General features: G+C 66.7%; 21 protein-coding genes. 4 read left to right on the forward strand and 17 right to left on the reverse strand.

Annotated features, from left to right (window positions below):
• Window positions 1–98: 98 nt before the first annotated feature.
• Window positions 99–2498, reverse strand: coding sequence for a phosphoenolpyruvate synthase (gene ppsA / locus NQV17_RS09085; RefSeq protein ID WP_044843763.1), 2400 nt, complete (start codon window positions 2496–2498; stop codon window positions 99–101).
• 374 nt (window positions 2499–2872) lie between these two features.
• Here ppsA and NQV17_RS09090 point away from each other — a divergent pair, with 374 nt between their 5' ends.
• Window positions 2873–3688 (forward strand): pyruvate, water dikinase regulatory protein, encoded by an 816-nt coding sequence (locus NQV17_RS09090; RefSeq protein WP_044843764.1) that lies wholly within the window; start codon window positions 2873–2875, stop codon window positions 3686–3688.
• A gap of 121 nt (window positions 3689–3809) precedes the next feature.
• Here the strand turns inward: NQV17_RS09090 and NQV17_RS09095 are convergent, their stop codons facing one another.
• The 16 genes from NQV17_RS09095 to rpsB form a co-directional block, all read right to left on the reverse strand.
• A complete protein-coding gene (locus tag NQV17_RS09095) occupies window positions 3810–4592 on the reverse strand; it encodes an RNA methyltransferase (protein WP_257771578.1) in 783 nt (260 codons plus the stop codon).
• Window positions 4589–5233, reverse strand: a complete 645-nt coding sequence (gene rnhB / locus NQV17_RS09100; protein WP_257771580.1) for a ribonuclease HII — start codon at window positions 5231–5233, stop codon at window positions 4589–4591. The genes NQV17_RS09095 and rnhB overlap by 4 nt, the downstream gene beginning before the upstream one ends.
• Window positions 5230–6399 carry a lipid-A-disaccharide synthase gene (lpxB, locus tag NQV17_RS09105; RefSeq protein ID WP_124486191.1) on the reverse strand — a complete coding sequence of 390 codons (1170 nt, stop codon included), beginning with the start codon at window positions 6397–6399 and terminating at the stop codon, window positions 5230–5232. The genes rnhB and lpxB overlap by 4 nt, the downstream gene beginning before the upstream one ends.
• A 3-nt stretch (window positions 6400–6402) precedes the next feature.
• Window positions 6403–7191: an acyl-ACP--UDP-N-acetylglucosamine O-acyltransferase gene (gene lpxA / locus NQV17_RS09110; RefSeq protein WP_044843768.1), complete on the reverse strand. Its 789-nt coding sequence runs from the start codon at window positions 7189–7191 to the stop codon at window positions 6403–6405.
• A 67-nt stretch (window positions 7192–7258) separates the two neighbouring features.
• Window positions 7259–7726 (reverse strand): 3-hydroxyacyl-ACP dehydratase FabZ, encoded by a 468-nt coding sequence (gene fabZ, locus NQV17_RS09115; protein WP_006402657.1) that lies wholly within the window; start codon window positions 7724–7726, stop codon window positions 7259–7261.
• Between the two features lie 130 nt (window positions 7727–7856).
• Window positions 7857–8936, reverse strand: a complete 1080-nt coding sequence (gene lpxD, locus NQV17_RS09120; RefSeq protein ID WP_257771588.1) for a UDP-3-O-(3-hydroxymyristoyl)glucosamine N-acyltransferase — start codon at window positions 8934–8936, stop codon at window positions 7857–7859.
• Between the two features lie 16 nt (window positions 8937–8952).
• Complete coding sequence (locus NQV17_RS09125) at window positions 8953–9450, reverse strand: OmpH family outer membrane protein (protein ID WP_040144479.1); 498 nt, start codon at window positions 9448–9450, stop codon at window positions 8953–8955.
• A 64-nt stretch (window positions 9451–9514) separates the two neighbouring features.
• A complete protein-coding gene (gene bamA / locus NQV17_RS09130; protein ID WP_044843770.1) occupies window positions 9515–11821 on the reverse strand; it encodes an outer membrane protein assembly factor BamA in 2307 nt (768 codons plus the stop codon).
• A gap of 64 nt (window positions 11822–11885) precedes the next feature.
• On the reverse strand, window positions 11886–13259 hold the full coding sequence (rseP, locus tag NQV17_RS09135) for an RIP metalloprotease RseP (RefSeq protein WP_257771593.1): 1374 nt from the start codon (window positions 13257–13259) through the stop codon (window positions 11886–11888).
• An 11-nt stretch (window positions 13260–13270) separates the two neighbouring features.
• On the reverse strand, window positions 13271–14467 hold the full coding sequence (locus tag NQV17_RS09140) for a 1-deoxy-D-xylulose-5-phosphate reductoisomerase (protein WP_257771595.1): 1197 nt from the start codon (window positions 14465–14467) through the stop codon (window positions 13271–13273).
• A gap of 15 nt (window positions 14468–14482) precedes the next feature.
• Complete coding sequence (locus NQV17_RS09145; protein WP_257771597.1) at window positions 14483–15304, reverse strand: phosphatidate cytidylyltransferase; 822 nt, start codon at window positions 15302–15304, stop codon at window positions 14483–14485.
• Window positions 15298–16080, reverse strand: a complete 783-nt coding sequence (uppS, locus tag NQV17_RS09150; RefSeq protein WP_044843774.1) for a polyprenyl diphosphate synthase — start codon at window positions 16078–16080, stop codon at window positions 15298–15300. Before uppS ends, NQV17_RS09145 begins: the two co-directional genes overlap by 7 nt.
• 49 nt (window positions 16081–16129) lie before the next feature.
• Window positions 16130–16690 (reverse strand): ribosome recycling factor, encoded by a 561-nt coding sequence (gene frr / locus NQV17_RS09155; protein ID WP_006752152.1) that lies wholly within the window; start codon window positions 16688–16690, stop codon window positions 16130–16132.
• 102 nt (window positions 16691–16792) lie between these two features.
• Window positions 16793–17506 (reverse strand): UMP kinase, encoded by a 714-nt coding sequence (gene pyrH / locus NQV17_RS09160; RefSeq protein WP_011885142.1) that lies wholly within the window; start codon window positions 17504–17506, stop codon window positions 16793–16795.
• Window positions 17507–17662: 156 nt separating this feature from the next.
• On the reverse strand, window positions 17663–18544 hold the full coding sequence (gene tsf / locus NQV17_RS09165; RefSeq protein ID WP_034188848.1) for a translation elongation factor Ts: 882 nt from the start codon (window positions 18542–18544) through the stop codon (window positions 17663–17665).
• Window positions 18545–18706: 162 nt separating this feature from the next.
• Complete coding sequence (gene rpsB, locus NQV17_RS09170; protein ID WP_006483818.1) at window positions 18707–19447, reverse strand: 30S ribosomal protein S2; 741 nt, start codon at window positions 19445–19447, stop codon at window positions 18707–18709.
• A 368-nt stretch (window positions 19448–19815) separates the two neighbouring features.
• Between rpsB and map the strand changes: the two genes are divergently transcribed.
• From map to NQV17_RS09185, 3 genes are read left to right on the forward strand one after another with little or no spacing between them, the layout of a single operon-like run.
• Entirely contained in the window at window positions 19816–20631 is an 816-nt protein-coding gene (map, locus tag NQV17_RS09175; protein ID WP_021159103.1) for a type I methionyl aminopeptidase, read from the forward strand.
• Between the two features lie 54 nt (window positions 20632–20685).
• Window positions 20686–23262: a [protein-PII] uridylyltransferase gene (locus NQV17_RS09180; protein WP_257771609.1), complete on the forward strand. Its 2577-nt coding sequence runs from the start codon at window positions 20686–20688 to the stop codon at window positions 23260–23262.
• 16 nt (window positions 23263–23278) lie between these two features.
• A complete protein-coding gene (locus NQV17_RS09185) occupies window positions 23279–25141 on the forward strand; it encodes a pseudouridine synthase (protein ID WP_257771611.1) in 1863 nt (620 codons plus the stop codon).
• Window positions 25142–25197: the final 56 nt, after the last annotated feature.

Consider the following 25197-nt stretch of genomic DNA (forward strand, 5'->3'; position numbering starts at 1 on the left):
CCCGGCGCTTACCGGGGTGTTTATAACACGAACCTTGCATTTTGCCTTCAACACAAGCGCGGCGTACCGCGCTTGCGCCGAATAAGCGTTACCGACCGTTACTTCCGGTTGGCGAGCGCTTGCCACGTATCGATGATCGTGTCCGGGTTCAGCGAGATCGACACGATGCCTTCGTCGGTCAGCCATTGCGCGAAGTCCGGGTGATCGGACGGGCCCTGGCCGCAGATGCCGACGTACTTGCCCATCTTGCGGCAGGTATCGATCGCGCGCTTGAGCAGGAACTTGACGGCCGGGTCGCGTTCGTCGAAGTCGACGGCCAGCAGTTCCATGCCCGAGTCGCGGTCGAGGCCGAGCGTGAGCTGCGTGAGGTCGTTCGAACCGATCGAGAAACCGTCGAAGTGCTCGAGGAACTCTTCGGCGAGGATCGCGTTGGTCGGGACTTCGCACATCATCACGAGGCGCAGGCCGTTCTCGCCGCGCTTCAGGCCGAACTTCTCGAGCAGGCCGACGACACGCTCCGCCTGCTTCACGGTACGCACGAACGGCACCATGATCTCGACGTTGGTCAGGCCCATCTCGTCGCGCACGCGCTTCAGTGCACGGCATTCCATCTCGAACGCCTGCGCGAAGTCCTCGGCGATGTAGCGCGACGCGCCGCGGAAGCCCAGCATCGGGTTTTCCTCGTCCGGCTCGTAGCGCGAACCGCCGATCAGCTTCTTGTACTCGTTCGACTTGAAGTCGGACAGACGCACGATCACGGGCTTCGGATAGAACGCCGCGGCGATCGTCGCGACGCCTTCCGTCAGCTTGTCGACGTAGAACTGGCGCGGCGACGCGTGACCGCGCGCGACGCTCTCGACCGCCTTCTTCAGGTCCTGGTCGATGTTCGGGTACTCGAGGATCGCCTTCGGGTGCACGCCGATATTGTTGTTGATGATGAACTCGAGACGCGCGAGGCCAACACCACCGTTCGGCAGTTGCGAGAAGTCGAACGCGAGCTGCGGGTTGCCGACGTTCATCATGATCTTGACCGGGATTTCCGGCAGTTCGCCGCGCTGCACTTCCGTGACTTCCGTCTCGAGCAGCCCGTCGTAGATCTTGCCTTCGTCGCCTTCCGCGCACGACACCGTGACGAGCGCGCCGTCCTTCAGGATGTCGGTTGCGTCGCCGCAGCCGACGACTGCCGGCACGCCGAGCTCGCGCGCGATGATCGCCGCGTGGCAGGTCCGGCCGCCACGGTTCGTGACGATCGCGGCCGCACGCTTCATCACCGGCTCCCAGTTCGGGTCGGTCATGTCCGCGACCAGCACGTCGCCCGGCTGCACGCGTTCCATTTCCGACGGGTCCTGGATCACGCGCACGGGGCCCGCGCCGATCTTCTGGCCGATCGCGCGGCCCGTTGCCAGCACCTGCGACTGGCCCTTCAGCTTGAAGCGCTGCTCGGCCTTGCCGCTCGCCTGGCTCTTCACCGTTTCCGGACGCGCCTGCAGGATGAAGATCTTGCCGTCGCGGCCGTCCTTGCCCCACTCGATGTCCATCGGACGCTGGTAGTGCTTCTCGATGATGACCGCGTACTTCGCGAGCTCGATCACGTCTTCGTCGGTGATCGAGTAGCGGTTGCGCTGCTCGTGCGGCACGTCGACCGTCTTCACGCGGCCCGGCTCGCCCGGCTGCGTGAATTCCATCTTGATCAGCTTCGAGCCGATCGAGCGGCGGATGATCGGGTACTTGTCCTGTGCGAGCGTCGTCTTGAACACGTAGAACTCGTCCGGGTTCACGGCGCCCTGCACGACGGTTTCGCCCAGGCCGTAGCTCGACGTGATGAACACGGCGTCCTTGAAACCCGATTCGGTGTCGATCGTGAACATCACGCCGGCCGCGCCGACGTCCGAGCGGACCATGCGCTGCACACCGGCCGACAGCGCGACTTCAGCGTGCGTGAAACCCTTGTGCACGCGATACGAGATCGCGCGGTCGTTGTACAGCGACGCGAACACGTGCTTCATGCGGTCGAGCACGTCGTCGATGCCGACGACGTTCAGGTACGACTCCTGCTGGCCGGCGAACGACGCGTCGGGCAGGTCTTCCGCGGTCGCGGACGAACGCACGGCGAACGACAGCTCGCCCGGCGAGCCGTTCTTCAGGATTTCGAACTGTGCGCGGATTTCCTCCTCGAGACGTGCCTGCAGCGGCGCGTCGACGATCCACTTGCGGATTTCGGCACCGGCTTCGGCGAGCGCCTTCACGTCGTCGATGTCGAGCGACTCGAGACGCTTGGCGATGCGATCGGTCAGATCGTTGTGCTTGAGGAAATCGCGGAATGCGAGCGCGGTCGTGGCGAAACCGGTGGGTACGCGAACGCCTGCTTCGGAAAGCTGGCTGATCATCTCGCCGAGCGACGCATTCTTGCCGCCCACGATCTCCACATCGGTCATCCGCAACTGCTCGAACGGGATTACATACGCCTGGTCCTTTGCGACGTTTGCTGCGTTAGTCATACAAGCCCCTAAGTGTGAAAAAAATGCTCGATTGCGCAAGTGGGCTCGGACGCGGGCGCTTGCAAAAAGGCGCGGCGCGTCTTGCGCAACCTGTTGGAGAAACAATCGCAGGCGGGAAATCTTCCGACCCGATTTGCAAAAATCCCGGCAGAAGGGCGATATATTCAGACGAATCGCCGAACTTGCCGGGAGTTCTGGAACGCTCGCGGCAAGCCTGGCGTGCCGTTCGCACCCCGCCCCCGCAATTGCTTATCCAACAGGTTGCCGCTATTCTACCGTGCCGGCTGCCGGATGTGGCGCGACCTTGTCACTGTGCCTGGAGGCGGACCTCCAGCCGCCCGCGCAACCGCCCTTCACGCTCGACGCCCAGATTCATGCTGCCTACCGTTTTCATCGTCTCCGACGGCACCGGGATCACTGCCGAAACCTTCGCGCACTCGATCCTCTCCCAGTTCGACCAGAAATTCCGCCTCGTGCGCGTGCCGTTCGTCGACTCGCTCGACAAGGCCTTTTCGACCGTCGAGAAGATCAACGAAGCCGCGGTGCACGACGGCCGCCGCGCGATCGTGTTCACGACGCTCGTCGACAGCGAGTCGAACGACATCGTCAAGCGCTCGAACGCGCTCGTGCTGGACATGTTCCAGCGCTTCGTCGAGCCGCTCGAGCAGGAACTGGAGCTGAAGTCGAGCCACGCGATGGGCCGCGGCCACCAGAACGCCGATACCGAGGAATACAAGACGCGGATCGAGGCGATCAACTTCTCGCTCGCGCACGACGACGGCCAGTCGAACCGCAACCTGTCGGAAGCCGACGTGATCCTGGTCGGCGTGTCGCGCAGCGGCAAGACGCCGACGAGCCTGTATCTCGCGATGCAGTACGGCGTGAAGGCCGCCAACTATCCGCTGATTCCGGAAGACTTCGAGCGCGGCAAGCTGCCGTCGGCGCTGTCGCCGCATCGCGACAAGCTGTTCGGGCTATCGATCGATCCGCAGCGCCTGTCGGAGATCCGCAACGAGCGCCGCCCCGGCAGCAAGTACGCGGCGCCCGAGAATTGCCGCTACGAGATCAACGAGGCCGAGGCGATGATGCGCCGCGAAGGGATCAAGTGGCTGTCGTCGACGCACAAGTCGATCGAGGAGATCGCGACGACGATCCTGCAGGAAATCCGCCTCGACCGGCAGTCGTACTGACGACCGGCGCACGGGTGGCCTTCGGGCCGCCGTCGCCAGAAGCAACAAGGCCGCGTCGAACGCGGCCTTGTTTCGTGGTGCGGGATACCGCGCGGGCAACGCCGCGCGTCACGTCGTCATGTCACGCGCACCGCTGCTGCCGCACCTGCTCGAACAGGCACACCGCCGCCGCTGCCGCCACATTCAGCGACTCCATGCCGCCCGGTTGCGGGATCGTCACGCGATGCGTGGCCGCATTGCGCCAGAACGCCGACACGCCGGCGCCCTCGTTGCCGAACACCCATGCGACGGGCCCGGCCAGGTCGCAGTCGTAGATCGCCTGCGCGCCGTGCGAATCGGTCAGCGCGACCGGCACGTCGAGGCGTTCCGCGAGCGCGCCGGCCTCGACATCCTCGTGGATCGACAGCAGGAAGTGCGCGCCCATTCCCGAGCGCAGCACCTTCGACGACCACGCATAGGCGGTGCCCGGCGCGCAGAACACGTGCCGCACACCGGCCGCGGCCGCGCTGCGCAGGATCGAGCCGACGTTGCCGGCGTCCTGCACGCCGTCGAGCACGACCGACGTGTGCGTGACACGCTCCGGCAGCGGCTGCGCGGGACGCTCGACGAGCAGCAGGAAACCGACGCCGCTCACCACGTTCGACAGTTGTCCGAACAGCGCATCGGGCAGCGTGACGACCCGCTGCGCGTCGACGCGCGCGATGATCGCCTGCGCTTCGTCGTGCGCGAGCGCGCCTTCGGTGGCGACGCACAGCTCGGGTATCGCGCCCGTATCGAGATACGCGCTGGCGAGGTGAAAACCTTCGAGCAGCGCCTGGCCGCCGCGGCGCTGCTGGGACGTCGAACCCGCAAGCGCCTTCAGGCGCTTGTACAGCGGGTTGTCGCGGGAAGTAATGCTTTTCATCGAATCAGGTCGAGTGCCGCGCGCACGGGTGCGAACGAGCGCCGATGCGCTTCGCACGGGCCGTGCTCGCGCAGCGCGGCAAGATGTTTCTCGGTGCCGTAGCCCGCATGCTCGTTGAACCCGTACACCGGGAAGCGTTCGTGCAGCTCGACGAGCATGCGGTCACGCGCGACCTTCGCGAGGATCGACGCGGCCGAGATGCTCGGCACGAGCGCGTCGCCGCTGACGATCGCCTCGGCACGCACCATCAGCGTCGGGCAGCGGTTGCCGTCGATCTGCGCGAGCGTCGGCAGCACCGACAGGCCTTCGACGGCCCGCTTCATCGCGAGCATCGTCGCGTGCAGGATGTTGAGCGTGTCGATCTCGTCGACGCTGGCCGACGCGACGCAATACGCGCGCGAGCGCGCGACGATCAGGTCGTACAGCGCGTCGCGCTTTTTCGCGGACAGCGCCTTCGAATCGTCGAGCCCGTCGATCGGCTGCGCGGGATCGAGGATCACAGCTGCGGCGACCACCGGCCCCGCGAGCGGGCCGCGGCCCGCTTCGTCGACGCCGCAGACGATCTCGTCGGGCCGGCTGAAGTCGAAACCGCCCTGCACGTCGATCGACGCGCTGCGGCGTGGTGCACGGGCGGCCGTCATGCGCGCCCCTTGCGTTGCTCGAGTACGCGCACGACCGCTTCGGCCGCCTTCGCGGCCGTGTTCTGCCGCAGCGAGAGATGCATTTCAGTAAACACTTCGGTCAGCGTGCGGCGGTTCGCGTCGTCGCGCAGCTGCGTGAGCGTCGCATCGGCGAGCGCCTCGGGCGTCGCGAAATGCTGCAGCAGCTCGGGCACGACGAAGCGCCCCGCCAGGATGTTCGGCAAGCCGACGTACGGCAGATAGCCCTGCCGGCGCATGATCTGTCCGGTCAGCCAGGGCACCTTGTACGAGATCACCATCGGCTTCTTCAGCAGCGCGGCTTCCAGCGTGACGGTGCCGCTCTTCACGAGGATCGCGTCGGCGGCCGTCATCGCGACCTGCGAGCGGCCGTCGGTGATCGTCAGCGCGAGTTGCGGATGGGCGTCGACGAGCGGCTGCAGCAGTTCGCGCAGCGCGGGCGTCGCCGCCGGCATCACGAACCGCACGCCGGGCTCGCGCTGCTGCATCAGCGCCATCGCGGCGAAGAACGTCGGGCCGATCAGCCCGATCTCCGAGCGCCGGCTGCCCGGCAGCACCGCGATCACGGGGCCTTCGGCCGGCAGGCCGAGCGCGATGCGCGCGCCGTGCGTGTCGGGCTCGAGCGGAATCTCGTCGGCCAGCGGGTGGCCGACATACGTCGACGCGACGCCCGCCTTGTCGAGGATCGCCGGCTCGAACGGGAACAGGCACAGCATGTGGTCGACGGACTTCGCGATCTTCTTGATCCGCCCGCCGCGCCACGCCCAGATCGACGGGCACACGAAGTGGATCGACGGGATGCCCGCGTCGCGCGCGGCCTGCTCCACGCTGAAGTTGAAATCGGGTGCGTCGACGCCGATGAAGGCGTCGGGCCGCTCCGCGAGGAGCTGGCGCTTCAGCTCGCCGCGAATCCGCAGGATCTCGGGAATCTGGCCCAGCGCCTCGACGTAGCCGCGCACCGTCAGCTTGTCCATCTGCCAGTGCGAGTCGAAGCCGTGCGCGAGCATCCGCTGCCCGCCGATCCCGTAGTAGCGGGTCGATGCGGGCAGCCGCGCCTGAAGCCCGCCGAGCAGCGACGCCGCGAGCAGGTCGCCCGACGGCTCGCCGGCCACCATCGCGAGCCGGAGCTGATTGGTCGGGAGCGACATCGCTTAGCGGATGATGCCGCGTTGGGACGCGTCGATGAACTCGACGAGCGCGGTGACCGCTGCGTCGCCCTCGCCGCCCGCGGCCGCCAGCTCGCGCAACTGCACCTTCGCTTCCTCGAGCGACAGGCCGTTCTTGTACAGCAGGCGGTACGCGCTGCGCAGCGCCGAGATCGCGTCGGGCGAGAAACCGCGCCGGCGCAGGCCTTCGACGTTGATGCCGTGCGGCTCGGCCTTGTTGCCGGCCGCGATCACGAACGGCGGCACGTCCTGCACGAGCGCCGAGGCGCCGCCCAGCATCGAGTGCGCGCCGATGCGCACGAACTGGTGCACGCCCGACATCCCGCCGACGATCGCGAAGTCGCCGATCTCGACGTGACCGGCCATCTGCGCGTTGCTCGACAGGATCACGTTGTTGCCGACGCGGCAGTCATGGCCGATGTGCACATAGGCCATGATCCAGTTGTCGTCGCCGAGCGTCGTCACGCCGACGTCCTGCACGGTGCCGGTGTGGATCGTCGTGAATTCGCGGATCGTGTTGCGGTTGCCGATCACGAGCTTCGTCGGCTCGTCCTTGTACTTCATGTCCTGCGGACGGCCGCCCACCGACGCGTAATGGCCGATGCGGTTGTCCTCGCCGAGCGTCGTGTGACCTTCGATCACGCTGTGCGAGCCGATGGTCGTGCGCGCGCCGATCGTGACGTGCGGCCCGACGATCGCGTACGGCCCGATCTCGACGGACTCGTCGATCTGTGCGCCCGGTTCGACGATCGCGGTAGGATGAATCCTGGTCATGCGCCGTTGCCTCTCGATGTGATGTGTCGCGTTGCCCGCGTTACGTTACCCATGCGTGCCGCGTCGCTCAGGGCGCCGCGTCGGCCGTCTTGACCGTGCACATCAGTTCGGCTTCCGCCGCCACTTTGCCGTCCACTTCCGCCACCGCCTTGAACTTCCAGATGCCGCGGATGTAACGTTCGAACGTCACGTTCAGAATCAGCTGGTCGCCCGGTTCGACCACGCGCTTGAAGCGCGCGCCGTCGATCCCGACGAAGTAGTACAGCGTGTTTTCCGGATCCTTCGGCTGCTCTTCCGAGAACGTCAGCAGCGCGGCCGCCTGAGCGAGCGCCTCGAGGATCAGCACACCCGGCATCACCGGCCGCTTCGGGAAGTGTCCCTGGAAGAACGGCTCGTTGATCGACACGTTCTTCAGCGCTTTGATCCCCTTGTGCGGCTCGAGTTCGAGCACGCGATCGACGAGCAGAATCGGATAGCGATGCGGCAGCAGCGTGAGGATCTTGTGGATGTCGAGATTGATTTTTTCAGTGCTCATGATGGTTCGTCTCACGCAGAGGCTGCGCGGTGGTGATGCAAAGGCTGAAGCGGGCCGCCGTGCGGCCCAGTCTGGCAAACCGGGCCGGATGCGCTGGCCGTGCCCGGTTCGTGGTCTCGCATGGTGTCGGTCAGGCGTCCGTGCCGCCCTGGGCGGCCAGCGCGGTTTCGAGCGCCTTGATGCGGTCGCGCAGCTTGTCGAGGTTGCGCACGAGCGCGGCGCTCCGGTTCCATTCGCCGTGGTCGACGGCCGGGAACGCGCTCGTGTAGATGCCGGCCTTCGGCAGCGACTTCGACACGCCCGAATTCGCCGTGATGATGACATAGTCGCCGAGCGTCACGTGGCCGGCGATCCCCGCCGCGCCGCCGATCATGCAGTGACGGCCAATCGTCGTGCTGCCCGCGATACCCGCCTTGCCGGCGATCACCGTGTAGGCGCCGATCCGGCAGTTGTGCGCGATCTGCACCTGGTTGTCGATCTTCACGCATTCCTCGATGACGGTGTCCGCCATCGCGCCGCGGTCGATCGTCGTGTTCGCGCCGATCTCGACGTCCGGGCCGATCGACACGCCGCCGACCTGCGGAATCTTGACCCAGCTGCCGGTGCGCGCGTCGCCATCGCCGACGAAATCCGGCGCGAAGCCGAAGCCGTCGGAGCCGATCACGGCGCCCGCGTGGATGATCGCGCGCGGGCCGATCTTGCAGCCGTGGTACACCGAGGCGTTCGGATACAGGTGCGAGCCGGCGCCGATCGTCGTGCCGCGGCCGACGAACACGTTCGCGTCGAGCTGCACGTCGTCTTCGATCACCGCGCCGGCCTCGACCGTCACGTGCGGGCCGATCACCGCACTCGCGGCGACCTGCGCGGCCGGATCGATCGTCGCGCTCGGATGCACGCCGGCCGCGCGCGGCGGCGTGGCGAGATCGATGAACATCTGCGCGACGCGCGCGAAGTACGCGTACGGATTCGGCGTCACGATGAAATTGCGGCCGCTCGCGGCCGCGCCCAGCTTTTCGAGATCCTTCGGCGCGATCAGCACCGCGCCGGCGCGGGTCGTCTCGACCTGCGACAGGTACTTCGGGTTCGCGAGAAACGCGAGTTGCTGAGGGCCTGCCTGGTCGAGCGGCGCGAGGCCGCCCACCTTGCACTGGGCGTCGCCGGCGATCTCGCCGCCGAACCGCGTTACGAGTGCCTCAAGCGTCAATGCCATTCGTCGTCTGCTCCGTTCAGTTCGTCGAGCCGGACGCGAGCGCCTTGAGCACCTTGTCGGTGATGTCGATGCGCGGGCTGACGTACACGGCTTCCTGCACGATCAGGTCGTAATTCTGCTGCTCGGCGATCTGCTTGATGACCTTGTTCGCGCGCTCCAGCACGGCCGCGAGCTCCTCGTTGCGGCGCTGGTTCAGGTCTTCGCGAAACTCGCGCTGCTTGCGCTGGAAGTCGGTATCGAGCTGCGCGAGATCGCGCTGCTTCTGCGCGCGATCGGCCGCCGACAGCGACGCACCGTTCTTGTCCAGCGAATCGGACATCGACTTCAGGCGCGCCGCGAGGTCCTGCAGATCCTTGTCGCGCTTCGCGAACTCGGCTTCGAGCTTCGTCTGCGCCGCCTTGGCGGGCGCCGACTCGCGCAGGATCCGATCCGAATTGACCGCCGCGATGCGGGCGACGTCCTGAGCATGCGCCGTCGCCGCGCCCAAGGCCAGCGCAACGGTCAGCGCACACATCACTCGTTTCGAAAACTTACCGGTTAGCAAAATTACCCTCTCGTTACTGTTGTCATGCGTTCGATCAGAACGCCGTCCCGATCTGGAACTGGAATTTCTGGTACTGGTCGCCTTCGTGCTTCTGCAGCGGGAAGCCGAGGCTCAGCTTCAGCGGGCCGATCGGCGAGATCCACGCGAGACCCACACCGTAGCCGTAACGCAGGCCGTTCGCGCCGGTACTCGTGCCGCCCGGCGCGTTGCCCCATACGTTACCGCCGTCGAGGAACGTGAACACGCGCAGCGTGCGGTCGTAGCCGGTGCCCGGCAGCGGGAACGTCAGCTCGATGTTGCCGACCACCATCTTCGAACCGCCGATCGGGTCGTTCGTCTTCGTGTCGCGCGGGCCCAGCGAGCTCGGCTCGTAGCCACGCACGGAGCCGATACCGCCCGCGTAGTAGTTCTTGAAGATCGGGTACGGGTTGCCGATGCCGTTACCGTAGCCGCCTTGCAGGTTCAGGCCCAGGATGAAACCGCGCGAGAACGAATAGTAGTACTGCGCCTGCAGGTCGGCCTTGTAGTACTGGATCTTGCCGACCGGTACGCCGTATTCGACGTTCGCCTGCGTGAAGTAGCCGCGGCTCGGGATCAGCGCGCTGTCACGTGCGTCGCGCGACCATGCCACCGTCAGCGGCACCGTGTTCGACACGCGGCCGAACTCGTTCACGTAATCCTGGTAGCTCTGCGGCGTGTTCGAGTCGACGTCGAGACGGTTCTGCTCGAAGCCCGCGCCGAAGTAGACGGTGTCGACTTCCGAGAACGGGATGCCGAACTTCAGGTTGCCGCCCGCGCTGATGATCCGGAAGCTCGAGCTGGTCGAATAGTAGAGCGGCTGGTACGTGCGGTAGTAGACGTCCGTGATCCGCTTGATGCCGTCGACCGTGAAGTACGGGTCGACCTGCGTGACGGTCAGCGTGCGGTAGCTCTTCGCGGTGTTGACGTTCACCGACAGGCTCGTGCCCGAGCCGAACACGTTGTCCTGCGACACGCCGGCCGACAGCACCACCTTGTCCGTCGACGAGAAGCCCGCGCCCAGCGTGATCGCGCCGGTCGGCTTTTCGTCGACCTTCACGTTCACGTCGACCTGGTCGTTCGTGCCTTCGACCGGCACCGTCGTGACGTCGACGTTGGTGAAGTAGCCGAGACGGTTCACGCGGTCCTTCGACAGCGCGAGGCGGTTCGAATCGAACCACGAGCTTTCGAGCTGGCGCATTTCGCGGCGCACGACTTCGTCGCGCGTGCGCGTGTTGCCGACCACGTTGATGCGGCGCACGTACACGCGGCGGCTCGGATCGACGACGAGGTTCAGGTTCACCTTGTGGTTCGCCTGGTCGATGTCCGGCTGCGCGTTGACGGTCGCGAATGCGTAGCCGTATTCGCCGAGTTTGTCGACGATCGACTTCGTCGTTTGCTGCAGCTTTTCGGCCGAGAAGCGATCGCCCGGCTTGATCTTGATCAGCTTGTTCAGTTCGGCTTCGCGATCGAGCAGGTTGCCCGACAGCTTGATGCCCGACACCGTGTACGGCTCGCCTTCGTGCAGCGTGACCGTCAGGTACATGTCCTTCTTGTCGGGCGAGATCGACACCTGCGTCGATTCGATGTTGAACTCGAGGTAGCCGCGGTTCAGGTAGTACGAGCGCACGGCCTCGAGGTCGCCCGTGAGCTTTTCCTTCGAGTACAGGTCGTTCTTCGTGTACCAGGAGAACCAGTTCGGCGTCGACAGCTGCATTTCGTCGCGCAGCGTGCTGGTGCTGAACGCCTTGTTGCCAATGAAGTTGATCTGGCGGATCTTCGCGCTCGGGCCTTCGGCGACCGCGAACAGGATCGACACGCGGTTCGCGTCGACCGGCGTGATCGTCGTCTTGACCTCGGCCGCATAGAAGCCGCGCGTCAGGTACTGACGCTTGAGCTCCTGCTCCGCCTTGTCGACGAGCGCCTTGTCGTAGTAGCGGCCATCGGCCAGACCCACCGCGCGCAGCGCCTTCGTCAGGTTGTCCTTGTCGAATTCCTTCGTGCCGGTGAAGTCGATCGACGCGATGGCCGGACGCTCCTGCACCTGCACGATCACGACGTTGCCCTGAGTGGCGATGCGCACGTCGTTGAAGAAGCCCGTCGCGTACAGCGCGCGGATTGCTTCGGATGCCTTGTCGTCGGTGAAGGTATCGCCCTGCTTGATCGGCAGGTAGGCGAACACCGAACCGGCTTCGACGCGCTGCAACCCCTCGATCTTGATGTCTTGCACCACGAACGGTGCCGCTGCATGCGCCGCGAGGCCGTGCGCGGCGAGCGCGGCCGCTGCAACTGTCTTAGGTACAAAGCGATGAGGTTTGAACAACGTGCATCCCCAATATTTAGCTGCATCAAATCAGGCGGCGGCCGACTGGCCGCCGCCTGACGCTTCAGAAATGGATTAACCGAGCCAGGTCGTTGAACAGCGCGATCGCCGACAACGCGACGATGCAGATCAACCCGGCTCTTTGCAGAATCAGCTGCCAGCGCTCCGATACGGCTTTCCCGGTCGCGGCTTCAACCAGATAATATAACAGATGCCCCCCGTCCAAAACGGGAATCGGCAGCAAGTTCAGCACCCCGAGGCTAATGCTGACAAGGGCGAGGAACGACAGGAAGGCCGACGGACCGAGCCGCGCGCTCTTGCCCGCGTAGTCCGCAATCGTCACCGGGCCGGACAGGTTCTTCAGCGACGCATCGCCCGTGATCATCCGCCCGAACATCCTCAGCGAATACACGGCGATGTCCCACGTGCGGTGCGCGCCGAGCCGCAGGCTCTCGATCGGCCCGTAGCGCACGTCCACCGACGGCGTGTGCATCGACAGCGCCGCGCCGATGCGGCCGACCTGCTGCCCCGTTTCGTCGTCGCGCTGCGCCTGCGGCACGATCGACACCGTCCGGGACGCACCGCCGCGCTCGATCTGCAGTTCGACCGCCTGGCCCGCATGGTGCTTCACCGCGTCGATGAAGCGCGTGGCACCGCCGATGGGCTTGCCGTCGAGCGCGAGCAGCTTGTCGCCGGCCTTCAGACCCGCCTGCTCGGCCGCGCTGCCGGGCTGCACCGACGCCACCGACAGCGCGCCGCCGCCGGTCTCGAAGCCCAGGTGCAGCATGAAATCGTCGTCGAGCGCGCTTTCGGGAACATTGCGCAGGTCGACGCGAAAGTCGAACGTCGCCGCGCCTCCGTCGCGCGCGCCGAGCACGACCTCGCGATGATCGAACGCGGCGGCCAGCAGCTTCCAGCGCAGGTCCGACCACGAGCGCACCGGCACGGCGTCTCCGCCCTGTGCGTCGCGAATGGACACGATCGTCTCGCTGCCGTCGAAGCCCGCGCGGGCCGCCGCCGTGCCGGCGGCCGGCGGCGCGAGCACCGCGGCCGGCTCGGTCACGCCGGTCGCGAATACGGCGGAAAACAGGACGATTGCCAACAGGAAGTTCGCGATCGGGCCGGCGGCGACGATCGCGATGCGCTTGAACACCGATTGCCGGTTGAACGCCTGGCCGAGCTCCTCGGGTTTGACGCCCGCCCCCGGCTCGCGCTCGTCGAGCATCTTCACGTAGCCGCCGAGCGGCAGCGCGGAGAGCGTCCATTCGGTGCCCGTCCTGCGGCTGACCCAGCGCGCGACGGGCTGGCCGAAGCCGATCGAGAAACGCAGCACCTTCACGCCGCACCAGCGCGCGACGCGATAATGTCCGTACTCATGCACGACGACCAGCACCCCGATCGCCACCGCAAACGCGATCAGTTCGACCAGCACGTTCATGAGCACCTCATTCAGACAGTGCGCTCCACGCGTGGCGCAGGCGCTTTCGCAATGATCTCGGCGGCGAGGCGGCGTGCCTCGGCATCCGCCGCAAGGACGTCGTCGAGCCCGTTCGGGTTGCGGTTCGGCAGTGCGTTGAGCACCGCGTCGACCGTCGCCGCGATCGCCATGAAGCCGATCCGGCGCTCGAGAAACGCTTCGACCGCGATTTCGTTCGCCGCGTTCAACGCGGCGCTCGCGATGCCGCCCTCCTCGAGCGCCTTCAGCGCGAGCGCGAGGCACGGGAAGCGCGTGTAGTCGGGCTTCTCGAACGACAGCTGGGCGATCTGCGCGAGGTCGAGCTGCTCGACGCCGGCGTCGACGCGCTCCGGGAACGCCAGCGCGTGCGCGATCGGCGTACGCATGTCGGGGTTGCCGAGCTGCGCGAGCACCGAGCCGTCGCGGTACGACACAAGCGAATGGATCACGCTCTGCGGGTGGATCAGCACGTCGATCCGGTCGCCCGGCAGGGCGAAGATCCAGTGCGCCTCGATCACTTCGAGGCCCTTGTTCATCATCGTCGCGGAATCGACGGAAATCTTGCGGCCCATCACCCAGTTCGGGTGCTTGCAGGCCTCGTCCGGCGTCACGTCGACGAGCGTGGCCGGCTCGCGCGTGCGGAACGGGCCGCCCGACGCGGTCAGGATGATCTTCGAGATCCCGCCGTGCTCGTTCGCGTCGCGCGGCATGCACTGGAAGATCGCGTTGTGTTCGCTGTCGACCGGCAGCAGGATCGCGCCGTGGTCGCGCACGGCGTCCATGAAGATCGCGCCCGACATCACGAGCGATTCCTTGTTCGCGAGCAGGATGCGCTTGCCGGCGCGCGCGGCCGCCAGGCTCGGCGCGAGGCCGGCCGCGCCGACGATCGCCGCGACGACCGTGTCGCAGCCGTCGCTGTTCGACACGTCGACGAGCGCCTGCGGCCCGTACAGCACCGTGGTCTTGCTGCCCGCCGCGCGCAGCTTCGCCTCGACGTGCGCCGCCGTGTTCGCATCGCCGACCACCGCGACTTCGGGTGCGAAGCGCAGGCACTGCTCGACGAGCTTGTCGCCATTGCGGTGCGCGGTCAACGCATAGACCGAGAAACGCTCGGGATGGCGGGCGACCACGTCGAGCGTGCTGTCTCCGATCGAGCCCGTGGAACCGAGCAGTGTCAGACGTTTTTGCATAACAGAAATAGTGGTTTAACCAAGCAGCAGCATTGCGAGCGGCAGCACCGGCAGCAGCGCGTCGACGCGGTCGAGCACGCCGCCGTGACCGGGCAGCAGGCCGCTCGAATCCTTCACGCCCGCCTGACGCTTGAGCAGCGACTCGAACAGGTCGCCGATCACGCTGTACGCAACCAGCAGCGTCAGCGCGGCCCACGCGCCGGGCATGCCGTAGCGCGTCGCGAATGCGGAAAACAGGGTCGGCTCGAACCAGTGCGCGGCCATCGCGGCTCCCGCGACGACCATCACGGCGAGCCAGCCGCCGATCGCGCCTTCCCAGCTCTTCCCGGGGCTGATCGTCACGGCCAGTTTACGCTTTCCGAAGGCCTTGCCCGCGAAATATGCACCGATATCGGCCAGCCACACGACCAGCAGCAGCGAGAGCACGAACGGAACGCCCTGCGCACGCGCCGCGACGACCGCGTGCCAGCAGGCCGCGAACACCACGAGCCCGGCCGCGAGCAGGAACGGCCGCCACACGCCGGCCGCGAGTTCGGGCTTGCGCCGCAGCGAGAACGGGCCGACCAGCAGCCAGAACACGCCGGCTGCCATGAAAAGGGGACGGGACGAAGCGGCCTCGACGCCGAGCGGCGCGGTCGCCGCGAGCGCCAGCGCCGCGACGATCGCATAGACGACCGAACCGGCCGCGCCGAGCTTCAGCAGGCGCGCCCATTCCCACGCGGCGAACACGAGCACGACGCCGATCAGCGCGCCGAAGGCCGCGAGCGGCGCGAACAGCGTCACCGGCAGCAACACGGCCAGCATCACGACCGCCGTGATCACACGGGTCTTCAGCATGAAAGGGAATCGGCGTTCTGCGATTGCGGTTCGAGCTGCGCGCTGGTGCGCCCGAAACGGCGCTCGCGCTCGGTATACGACGCGATCGCGTCGGCCAGCGCCGCGCCGTCGAAATCCGGCCAGTATTTGTCGGTGAAATAGAATTCGGCGTACGCGAGCTGCCACAGCAGGAAATTGCTGACGCGCTGCTCGCCGCCGGTGCGGATGAAGAGATCGGGCTCCGGCGCATAGGCCATCGCCAGGTGCGGCGCGAACGCGTCTTCGGTCACCTCGACCTCGCGGCCCTCGCGCACGGCCTGCTCGACGAGTTTCTTCGTCGCCTGCAGGATGTCCCAGCGGCCGCCGTAGTTCGCGGCGATCGTCAGGGTCAGGCGGGTGTTGCGCGCCGTCTTGGTTTCGGCGCGGCGGATCAGTTCGCGGATGCGCGGCTCGAAACGCTCGAGATCGCCCACGACGCGCAGGCGGATCCCGTTCGCATGCAGCTTGCCGATCTCGCGCTCGAGCGCGGTGATGAACAGCCGCATCAGGAACGACACTTCGTCGTTCGGCCGGCGCCAGTTTTCCGAACTGAACGCGAACAGCGTCAGGTATTCGACGCCGGCGCGCGCGCAGCCTTCGACCACCGACCGCACGGCGTCGACGCCGCGGGTGTGCCCCGCGACGCGCGGCAAGCGGCGTTCGGTCGCCCAACGGCCGTTGCCGTCCATGATGATCGCGATATGACGCGGCACGGCGCCGACGTCAGGCACGCGAACGGTAGAGCTGGTATAGGTCATGGCCGTTGAGACAGTAATGCGGGAAGAAGGCGGCGCGCGAGGACGGTCGTCAGACCGTCATGATCTCGGCTTCCTTGCTCTGCACGAGCTTGTCGACTTCGGCGACGTGCTTGTCGGTCAGCTTCTGCACGTCGTCGCTCGCACGGCGCTCGTCGTCTTCCGAGATTTCCTTGTCCTTCACGAGCTTCTTGAGCGCTTCGTTCGCGTCGCGGCGCAGGTTGCGGATCGCGACCTTGGCCGTTTCGCCTTCGCTCTTGACCACCTTGGTCAGCTCGCGGCGGCGCTCTTCCGTCAGCGCGGGCATCGGCACGCGGATCAGGTCGCCGGCCGTGGCCGGGTTCAGGCCCAGATCGGCTTCGCGGATGGCCTTCTCGACCTTCGCGACCATGTTCTTTTCCCACGGCTGCACGCCGATCGTGCGTGCGTCGACGAGCGTCAGGTTCGCAACCTGCGAGATCGGCACCATCGAACCGTAGTAGTCGACCTGCACGTGATCGAGCAGACCGGTATGCGCACGGCCCGTACGGATCTTCGCCAGATCGTTCTTGAACGCTTCGATCGAGCGCTGCATCTTCTGCTCTACGCCCTTCTTGACATCAGCGACACTCATTTCAACCTCCGAACCTTCCAACCTTCAATGAACGCGGGCCCCGCCCGGTGCGCCACGCACCACGGCCGGCGACCCGCGCCGCTTGCCCGCATCCGCGGGAGTTTACACGTGGACGAGCGTACCTTCGTCCTCGCCCAGCACGATGCGCTTGAGCGCGCCCGGCTTGTTGATCGAAAACACGCGGATCGGCAGCTTCTGGTCGCGGCACAGCGCGAAGGCCGTCGCGTCCATCACCTGCAGATTGCGGCTGATCGCCTCGTCGAAGCTGATCGTCGTGTAGCGCGTGGCCGACGGATCCTTCTTCGGATCGGCAGAATATACGCCATCGACCTTGGTCGCCTTCAAAACGACCTCGGCGCCCACTTCCGAACCGCGCAGCGCGGCGGCCGTGTCCGTCGTGAAGAACGGGTTGCCCGTGCCGGCCGCGAAGATCACGACCTTGCCTTCCTCGAGCTGGCGGATCGCGCGCGGCCGGATGTACGGCTCGACGACCTGATCCATGCGCAGCGCGGACTGCACGCGCGCGACGATGCCGGCGTGGCGCATCGCGTCCTGCAGCGCCAGCGCGTTCATCATCGTCGCCAGCATCCCCATGTAGTCGGCCGTCGCGCGGTCCATGCCGGCCGCACCGCCCGCGACACCGCGGAAAATGTTACCGCCGCCGATCACGACCGCGAGTTGCGTACCGAGACCCACGACTTCGGCGATATCCGCCACCATCCGTTCGATCGTCGCGCGATTGATGCCGAAGGCATCGTCGCCCATCAGCGCTTCGCCGGAGAGTTTGAGGAGGACGCGTTTATAGGCATTGGACATAGGGGCTTCCGAGCGACGAGAGGATGACAACCACGAACTGTAGGGGCGAAATACTGATTCGGGCAAGCGCCGGCGACCGGACCGGGTTTCCCGGCCGGCCGGCGGCGCCGCCGGCCGCGGCGGAGCGGACGCCCGCCGCGGATACTGCCTGACTGCTTACTGCTGCTTTGCTGCTGCGACTTGCGCGGCCACTTCGGCGGCGAAGTCGTCCTGGCGCTTCTCGATGCCTTCGCCGACGACGAACAGCGCGAACTTCTGCACGGCCGCGTTCGCTGCCTTCAGCATCTGCTCGATCGTCTGCTTGTCGTTCTTCACGAACGTCTGGTTCAGCAGCGACACTTCCTTCAGGTACTTCTGGACGCTGCCGTCGACCATCTTCGCGACGATTTCAGCCGGCTTGCCCGATTCGGCAGCCTTCTGCTCGGCGACGCGGCGTTCCGTCTCGATCAGTTCCGCCGGCACGTCGGCCGACGACAGTGCGACCGGCTTCATCGCGGCGATGTGCATCGCGACGTCCTTGCCGACCTGCTCTTCCGCACCCGTGTACTCGACGATCACGCCGATACGCGCGCCGTGCAGGTACGTTGCGATCTTGTTCGCGGTTTCGAAACGGACGAAACGGCGGATCGAGACGTTCTCGCCGATCTTGCCGATCAGGGCCAGGCGGACTGCGTCGACCGTCGAGCCGTCGAGCGGCAGTGCCGACAGCGCTGCCACGTCGGCCGGGTTTTGCGTCGCGACGAGTTCTGCGACCGTCTTCGAGAATGCGAGGAAGTCGTCGTTCTTCGCGACGAAGTCGGTTTCGCAGTTCAGCTCGACCAGCGCGCCTGCGTTGCCGCCGACGAACGATGCGACGACGCCTTCAGCCGTCACGCGCGATGCCGCCTTGCTCGCCTTGTTGCCGAGCTTGACGCGCAGCAGCTCTTCAGCCTTGGCCAGGTCGCCGTCGGCTTCCGTCAGCGCCTTCTTGCACTCCATCATCGGTGCGTCGGTCTTTGCGCGCAGTTCTGCCACCATGCTTGCGGTAATTGCCGCCATCATTCGCTCCTTGAGTCTGTATTCACAACGCCGCCCGCTTGGACGCGGACGGCCGAAAATCGTTTCCGGACCCGCGCCGATTCGGCGCGATCAGGTCCGGCGCACAAGCTTAAAAAAAGGGGGCCTGTTGAGAGCCCCCTTTTTGCGCCGGCTCGGGGCCAGTTACGCGTTTTCCTCGACGTACTCGTCGTCGCCACGCGCTGCCTGGACCACTTCGTTGACCGCGTTCGCACGGCCTTCCAGGATCGCGTCGGCCACGCCTTCAGCGTACAGCGCGACTGCCTTGCTCGAGTCGTCGTTGCCCGGGATCACGTAGTCCACACCTTCCGGCGAGTGGTTCGTGTCGACCACGGCGATGACCGGCACGCCCAGCTTGTTCGCTTCCGTGACGGCGATCTTGTGGTAGCCGACGTCGACGACGAAGATTGCGTCCGGAATGCCGCCCATGTCCTTCACGCCGCCGATCGACTTCTGCAGCTTGGCGATTTCGCGTTCGAACAGCAGCGCTTCCTTCTTGCTCATCTTCTCGAGCTCGCCTGCCTCGACTGCCGCTTCCATGTCCTTCAGGCGCTTGATCGATACCTTCAGCGTCTTGAAGTTGGTCATCATGCCGCCGAGCCAGCGTGCGTTGACGTACGGCATGCCCGCACGTTGCGCTTCCTGGGCGATCGTGTCACGCGACTGGCGCTTCGTGCCGACGAACAGGATCGTGCCGCGGTTCGCTGCCAGCTGGCGCACGTACTTCTGTGCGTCCGTGAACATCGGCAGCGTCTTTTCGAGGTTGATGATGTGAATCTTGTTGCGGTGACCGAAAATGAACGGAGCCATCTTCGGGTTCCAGAAGCGCGTCTGGTGACCGAAGTGGACACCCGCTTCCAGCATTTGGCGCATCGTGACTGCCATGTAAATTCTCCACGAGGGTTGGGTCTTAAGCCGGCTGCCGTACCGCCGCGCGTTCCGCGCGGCCGGCACCCTGGTTGCGCCGGCTTGCGATTCGGCACGTGCGAAACTGCCCGTGCCGCAAGCCTTTCATCCTGATGCCGCCGTGATACCGCCCCACATCGGGGCATGTTCGGCATTTGGATGTCGACTTAGCCAAAGAGTATAGCACGCCGATTTGTCGGCTCTCAAGTCGCCCGCCACTTTCGCTTGCCGCGCGGCAGCCGGCCGGACAATCCGCGAAAACCCGCACCGGCACCGCCGGCAGGGGCTGCGAGGCCCGCCATAAGGTGCGATAATCCGTCAATTCACCGCATTCCAGGCATACCTCGATGGCTATTACGCTCAAAAACGAACACGACATCGCCGAGATGCGCGTCGCCTGCCGTCTCGCGAGCGAAGTGCTCGACTTCATCACGCCGCACGTCGTCGCGGGCATCACGACCGCCGAACTCGACCGGCTCTGTCACGAATTCATGCTCAACGAGCAGGGCACGATCCCCGCGCCGCTGAACTACCAGCCGCCCGGCTATCCGCCGTACCCGAAGGCCACCTGCATCTCGGTCAACGACGTGATCTGCCACGGCATTCCCGGCGAGAAGGTGATCAAGAACGGCGACGCGCTGAACATCGACATCACCGTGATCAAGAACGGCTACTTCGGCGACACCAGCCGGATGTTCATCGTCGGCGAAGGCTCGATCCTCGCGAAGCGCCTCGTGCAGACCACCTACGAGTGCATGTGGCTCGGCATCGACCAGGTCAAGCCCGGCGCGCACCTCGGCGACATCGGCTACGCGATCCAGAAGCACGCCGAAGCGCAGGGCTACAGCGTCGTGCGCGAATACTGCGGCCACGGCATCGGCACGGTGTTCCACGAGGATCCGCAGGTCGTCCACTACGGCCGCCCGGGCACCGGCATCGAGCTGAAGGCCGGGATGATCTTCACGATCGAGCCGATGATCAACGCCGGCAAGCGCGACATCCGCACGATGCCCGACCAGTGGACGGTCAAGACGCGCGATCGCAGCCTGTCCGCGCAATGGGAGCACACGGTGCTCGTCACCGAAACGGGTTACGAGGTGCTGACCGTGTCCGCCGGCACGCCGGCACGCCCGGTGTTCGCGCAACCGGCCGCCGCGGTCTGAGCGCCGTCGCGCCCGCCCCGCCCACCTCTCACCTGCTGACCTGAACGGCCGCCCATGAGCGCTCACGCCGCCCCCTCGCCCGCAGCGCTGTCGCGGCGCGCCGAATTCAAGGCCGCCAAGGCCGACCTGCTCGAGCGCTTTCGCAGCGCGACGAACGTCACATCGCTGATGCACGCGCTGTCGAGACTCACCGACGATGCGCTCAAGCGCGTGTGGGACGACTGCGGGCTGCCCGCGACGCTCGCGCTCGTCGCCGTCGGCGGTTACGGGCGCGGCGAGCTCGCGCCCCACTCCGACGTCGACATCCTGGTGCTGCTGCCCGATGCGCACGACCCGGCGCTCGACGCGCGGATCGAGCGCTTCATCGGCATGGCGTGGGATCTCGGCCTCGAGATCGGCAGCAGCGTGCGCACGGTCGAGCAATGCATCGAGGAGGCGTCGCAGGACGTCACCGTGCAGACCTCGCTGCTCGAGGCGCGCCGCATCGTCGGCGGCACCGCGCTGTTCGAGCGCTTCACCGTGCAGTATCACGAGGCGCTCGACGCGCGCGCCTTCTTCACCGCGAAGGTGCTCGAGATGCGCCAGCGCCACGCGAAGTGCCAGGACACGCCGTACAGCCTCGAGCCGAACGTGAAGGAGAGCCCCGGCGGGCTGCGCGACCTGCAGACGATCCTGTGGATCGCGCGCGCGGCCGGCTTCGGCAGCAGCTGGCGCGAGCTCGACACGCGCGGCCTCATCACCGATCGCGAGGCGCGTGAGCTGCGCCGCAACGAAGGATTCCTGAAGACGCTGCGCGCGCGGCTGCACGTGATCGCCAAACGCCGTCAGGACATGCTCGTGTTCGACCTGCAGACGCAGGCCGCCGAGAGCTTCGGCTACCGGCCGACGCAGGCCAAGCGCGCGAGCGAGCAGCTGATGCGCCGCTACTACTGGGCCGCGAAAGCGGTCACGCAGCTGGCGACGATCCTGATCCAGAACATCGAGGCGCAGCTGTTCCCCGCGACGAGCGGCATCACGCGCGTGCTGTCGCCCGATCGCTTCGTCGAGAAGCAGGGCATGCTCGAGATCGTCGACGACGGCGTGTTCGAACGCCATCCCGACGCGATCCTCGAAGCGTTCCTGCTGTACGCGGCGACCCGCGGCGTGAAGGGCCTGTCCGCCCGCACGCTGCGCGCGCTCTACAACTCGCGCGAGATCATGAACCACACGTGGCGGCGCGATCCGCAGAACCGCCGCACGTTCATGCAGATCCTGCAGCAGCCCGAAGGCATCACGCATGCGTTCCGGCTGATGAACCAGACGAGCGTGCTCGGCCGCTACCTGCTGAATTTCCGCCGCATCGTCGGCCAGATGCAGCACGACCTGTACCACGTGTACACGGTCGACCAGCACATCCTGATGGTGTTGCGCAACATCCGCCGCTTCGCGGTGGCCGAGCATGCGCACGAGTACCCGTTCTGCAGCCAGCTGATCGGCAACTTCGAGCGCCCGTGGGTGCTGTACGTCGCGGCGCTGTTCCACGACATCGCGAAAGGCCGCGGCGGCGACCACTCGACGCTCGGGATGGCCGACGCGCGGCGCTTCTGCCGCGAGCACGGGATCACCGGCGACGACGCGTCGCTGATCGTGTGGCTCGTCCAGCATCACCTGACGATGAGCCAGGTCGCGCAGAAGCAGGACACGAGCGACCCGGAAGTCATCAAGCGCTTCGCCGAAGTCGTCGGCAACGAGCGCTACCTCACCGCGCTCTACCTGCTGACCGTCGCCGACATCCGCGGCACGAGCCCGAAGGTATGGAACACGTGGAAGGGCAAGCTGCTCGAGGACCTGTACCGCATCACGCTCGCGGTGCTCGGCGGAGCGAACCCCGACGCGCATTCGGAACTGAAGTCGCGGCAGGAGCAGGCGCTCGCGCTGCTGCGCCTCGAGACCGTGCCCGACGAAGCGCATCGCGCGCTGTGGGATCAGCTCGACATCGGCTTCTTCCTGCGTCACGACGCGGCCGACATCGCATGGCAGACGCGCGTGCTGTACCGGCACGTGAACGCCGAGACCGCGATCGTGCGCGCGCGGCCGTCGCCGATCGGCGACGCGCTGCAGGTGCTCGTGTACGTGAAGGACCGCCCCGACCTGTTCGCGGGCATCTGCGCGTACTTCGACCGCAACGGGCTGTCGGTGCTCGATGCACGCGTCAGCACGACGCGGCACGGCTATGCGCTCGACAACTTCATCGTCACGCAGACCGAACGCGACGTGCGCTACCGCGACATCGCGAATCTCGTCGAACAGCAACTCGCGGCGCGCCTTGCCGAAACCGCGTCGCTGCCGGAGCCGTCCAAGGGCCGCCTGTCGCGGTTGTCCCGGACGTTTCCGATCACGCCGCGCGTCGACCTCCGGGCCGACGAGCGCGGCCAGTACTACATCCTGTCCGTGTCCGCCAACGACCGGCCGGGCCTTCTCTATTCGATCGCGCGCGTCCTGGCCGAGCATCAGGTCGGCGTCCACGCGGCGCGGATCAATACGCTCGGCGAACGCGTCGAGGACATCTTCCTGCTCGACGGTGCCGGCCTGTCCGACAACCGCCTGCAGATCCAGCTCGAAACCGAATTGCTGCGCGCGATCGCAGTCTGAATGAATCCCAGCGTTTATGCGCACCAAATTAACCGTCAAGAATCCGAAGCCGGCGTCGCCGACCCGCGCCCCTGTCCGCTCCGGCAGCCTCGTCGCCCGCAAGGCGGTGCGCCCCGCCGCGCCGCCCGCAGGCGACAAGCCCGCGCGCCCGAAGAAGGCCGCGCCGGCCGCCGCCGGCGAACGCTCGTTCAAGCCGCGCGGCGCGGCAGGCGCCGAGCGCCCGGGCGCGGATCGCGCACCGGCCAAGCGTGCGCCGCGTGAGGGCGGTGCCGAACGCGGCACGCGCGCGCCGTATCGCGACAACGCAGCCGGCGAAGGCGCGAAGCGCAGTTTCGGCGACCGTCGCACGTCGTCGGATCGCCCGCCGCGTCGTGATGACGATGCACGTCCGCGTCGCGCGGGTGGCGAAGGCGGCCCGCGTGCGCCGTATCGCGACAACGCATCCGGCGAAGGCGCAAAACGCAGTTTCGGCGACCGTCGCACGTCGTCCGATCGCCCACCGCGTCGCGATGACGATGCACGTCCGCGTCGCGCGGGTGGCGAAGGCGGCCCGCGTGCGCCCTATCGCGACAACGCATCCGGCGAAGGCGCAAAACGCAGTTTCGGCGACCGTCGCACGTCGTCGGATCGTCCGCCGCGTCGTGATGACGACGCACGTCCGCGTCGCGCGGGTGGCGAAGGCGGCCCGCGTGCGCCCTATCGCGACAACGCATCCGGCGAAGGCGCAAAGCGCAGCTTCGGCGACCGTCGCACGTCGTCCGATCGCCCGCCGCGTCGTGATGACGATGCACGTCCGCGTCGTGCGGGTGGCGAAGGCGGCCCGCGTGCGCCCTATCGCGACAACGCATCCGGCGAAGGCGCAAAGCGCAGCTTCGGCGACCGCCGCACGTCGTCCGATCGCCCGCCGCGTCGTGATGACGACGCCCGCCCGCGCCGCGCAGGCGCCGACGAAGGCAAACGCCCGTCCTATCGCGACAAGGCATCCGGCGAAGGCGCGAAGCGCAGCTTCGGCGACCGCCCGGCACGCCCCGCACGCGACGGCGAACGCCGCTCGTTCGGTGCGGTCAAGACCGCGCAACCGGTCAAGCGCGCGGCGGCCGACGCCGACCACGGCGACGAAACCGGCCTGATGCGCCTGTCGAAGCGCATGTCCGAACTCGGCCTGTGCTCGCGCCGCGAAGCCGACGAATGGATCGAAAAGGGCTGGGTGCTCGTCGACGGCGAACGCATCGACACGCTCGGCACCAAGGTCCGCCCGGACCAGAAGATCGAGATCGACGAGCGCGCGAGCGCCGCGCAGGCCGCGCAGGTGACGATCCTGCTGCACAAGCCGGTCGGCTACGTGTCGGGTCAGGCGGAAGACGGCTATGAGCCGGCATCGGTGCTGATCACGCGCGCCAACCAGTGGAGCGGCGACCGCTCGCCGCTGCGCTTCTCGCCGCAGCACCTGCACGCGCTCGCGCCGGCCGGCCGGCTCGACATCGACTCCACCGGCCTGCTCGTACTGACGCAGAATGGCGTGATCGCGAAGCAGCTGATCGGCGAGCAGTCGGACATCGACAAGGAGTATCTGGTGCGCGTGCGCTTCGGCGACCGGCTGATCGACATCGACCAGCACTTCCCCGCGGAATCGCTCGCGAAGCTGCGCCACGGTCTCGAACTCGACGGCGTCCCGCTGAAGCCGGCGATGGTCAGCTGGCAGAACGGCGAACAGCTGCGCTTCGTGCTGCGTGAAGGCAAGAAGCGCCAGATCCGCCGCATGTGCGAACTGGTCGGTCTCGAAGTGATCGGCCTGAAACGCGTGCGGATGGGCCGCGTGATGCTCGGCGCGCTGCCGCAGGGGCAATGGCGCTACCTGTCGGCCGACGAGTCGTTCTGACAACGGGCACGCGCTGCGTGCCGCACCATGAAACAAGCCCGCGCGAGCGGGCTTTT

The sequence above is a fragment of the Burkholderia sp. SCN-KJ genome (genome assembly GCF_024656005.1).
Lineage (GTDB): Bacteria > Pseudomonadota > Gammaproteobacteria > Burkholderiales > Burkholderiaceae > Burkholderia.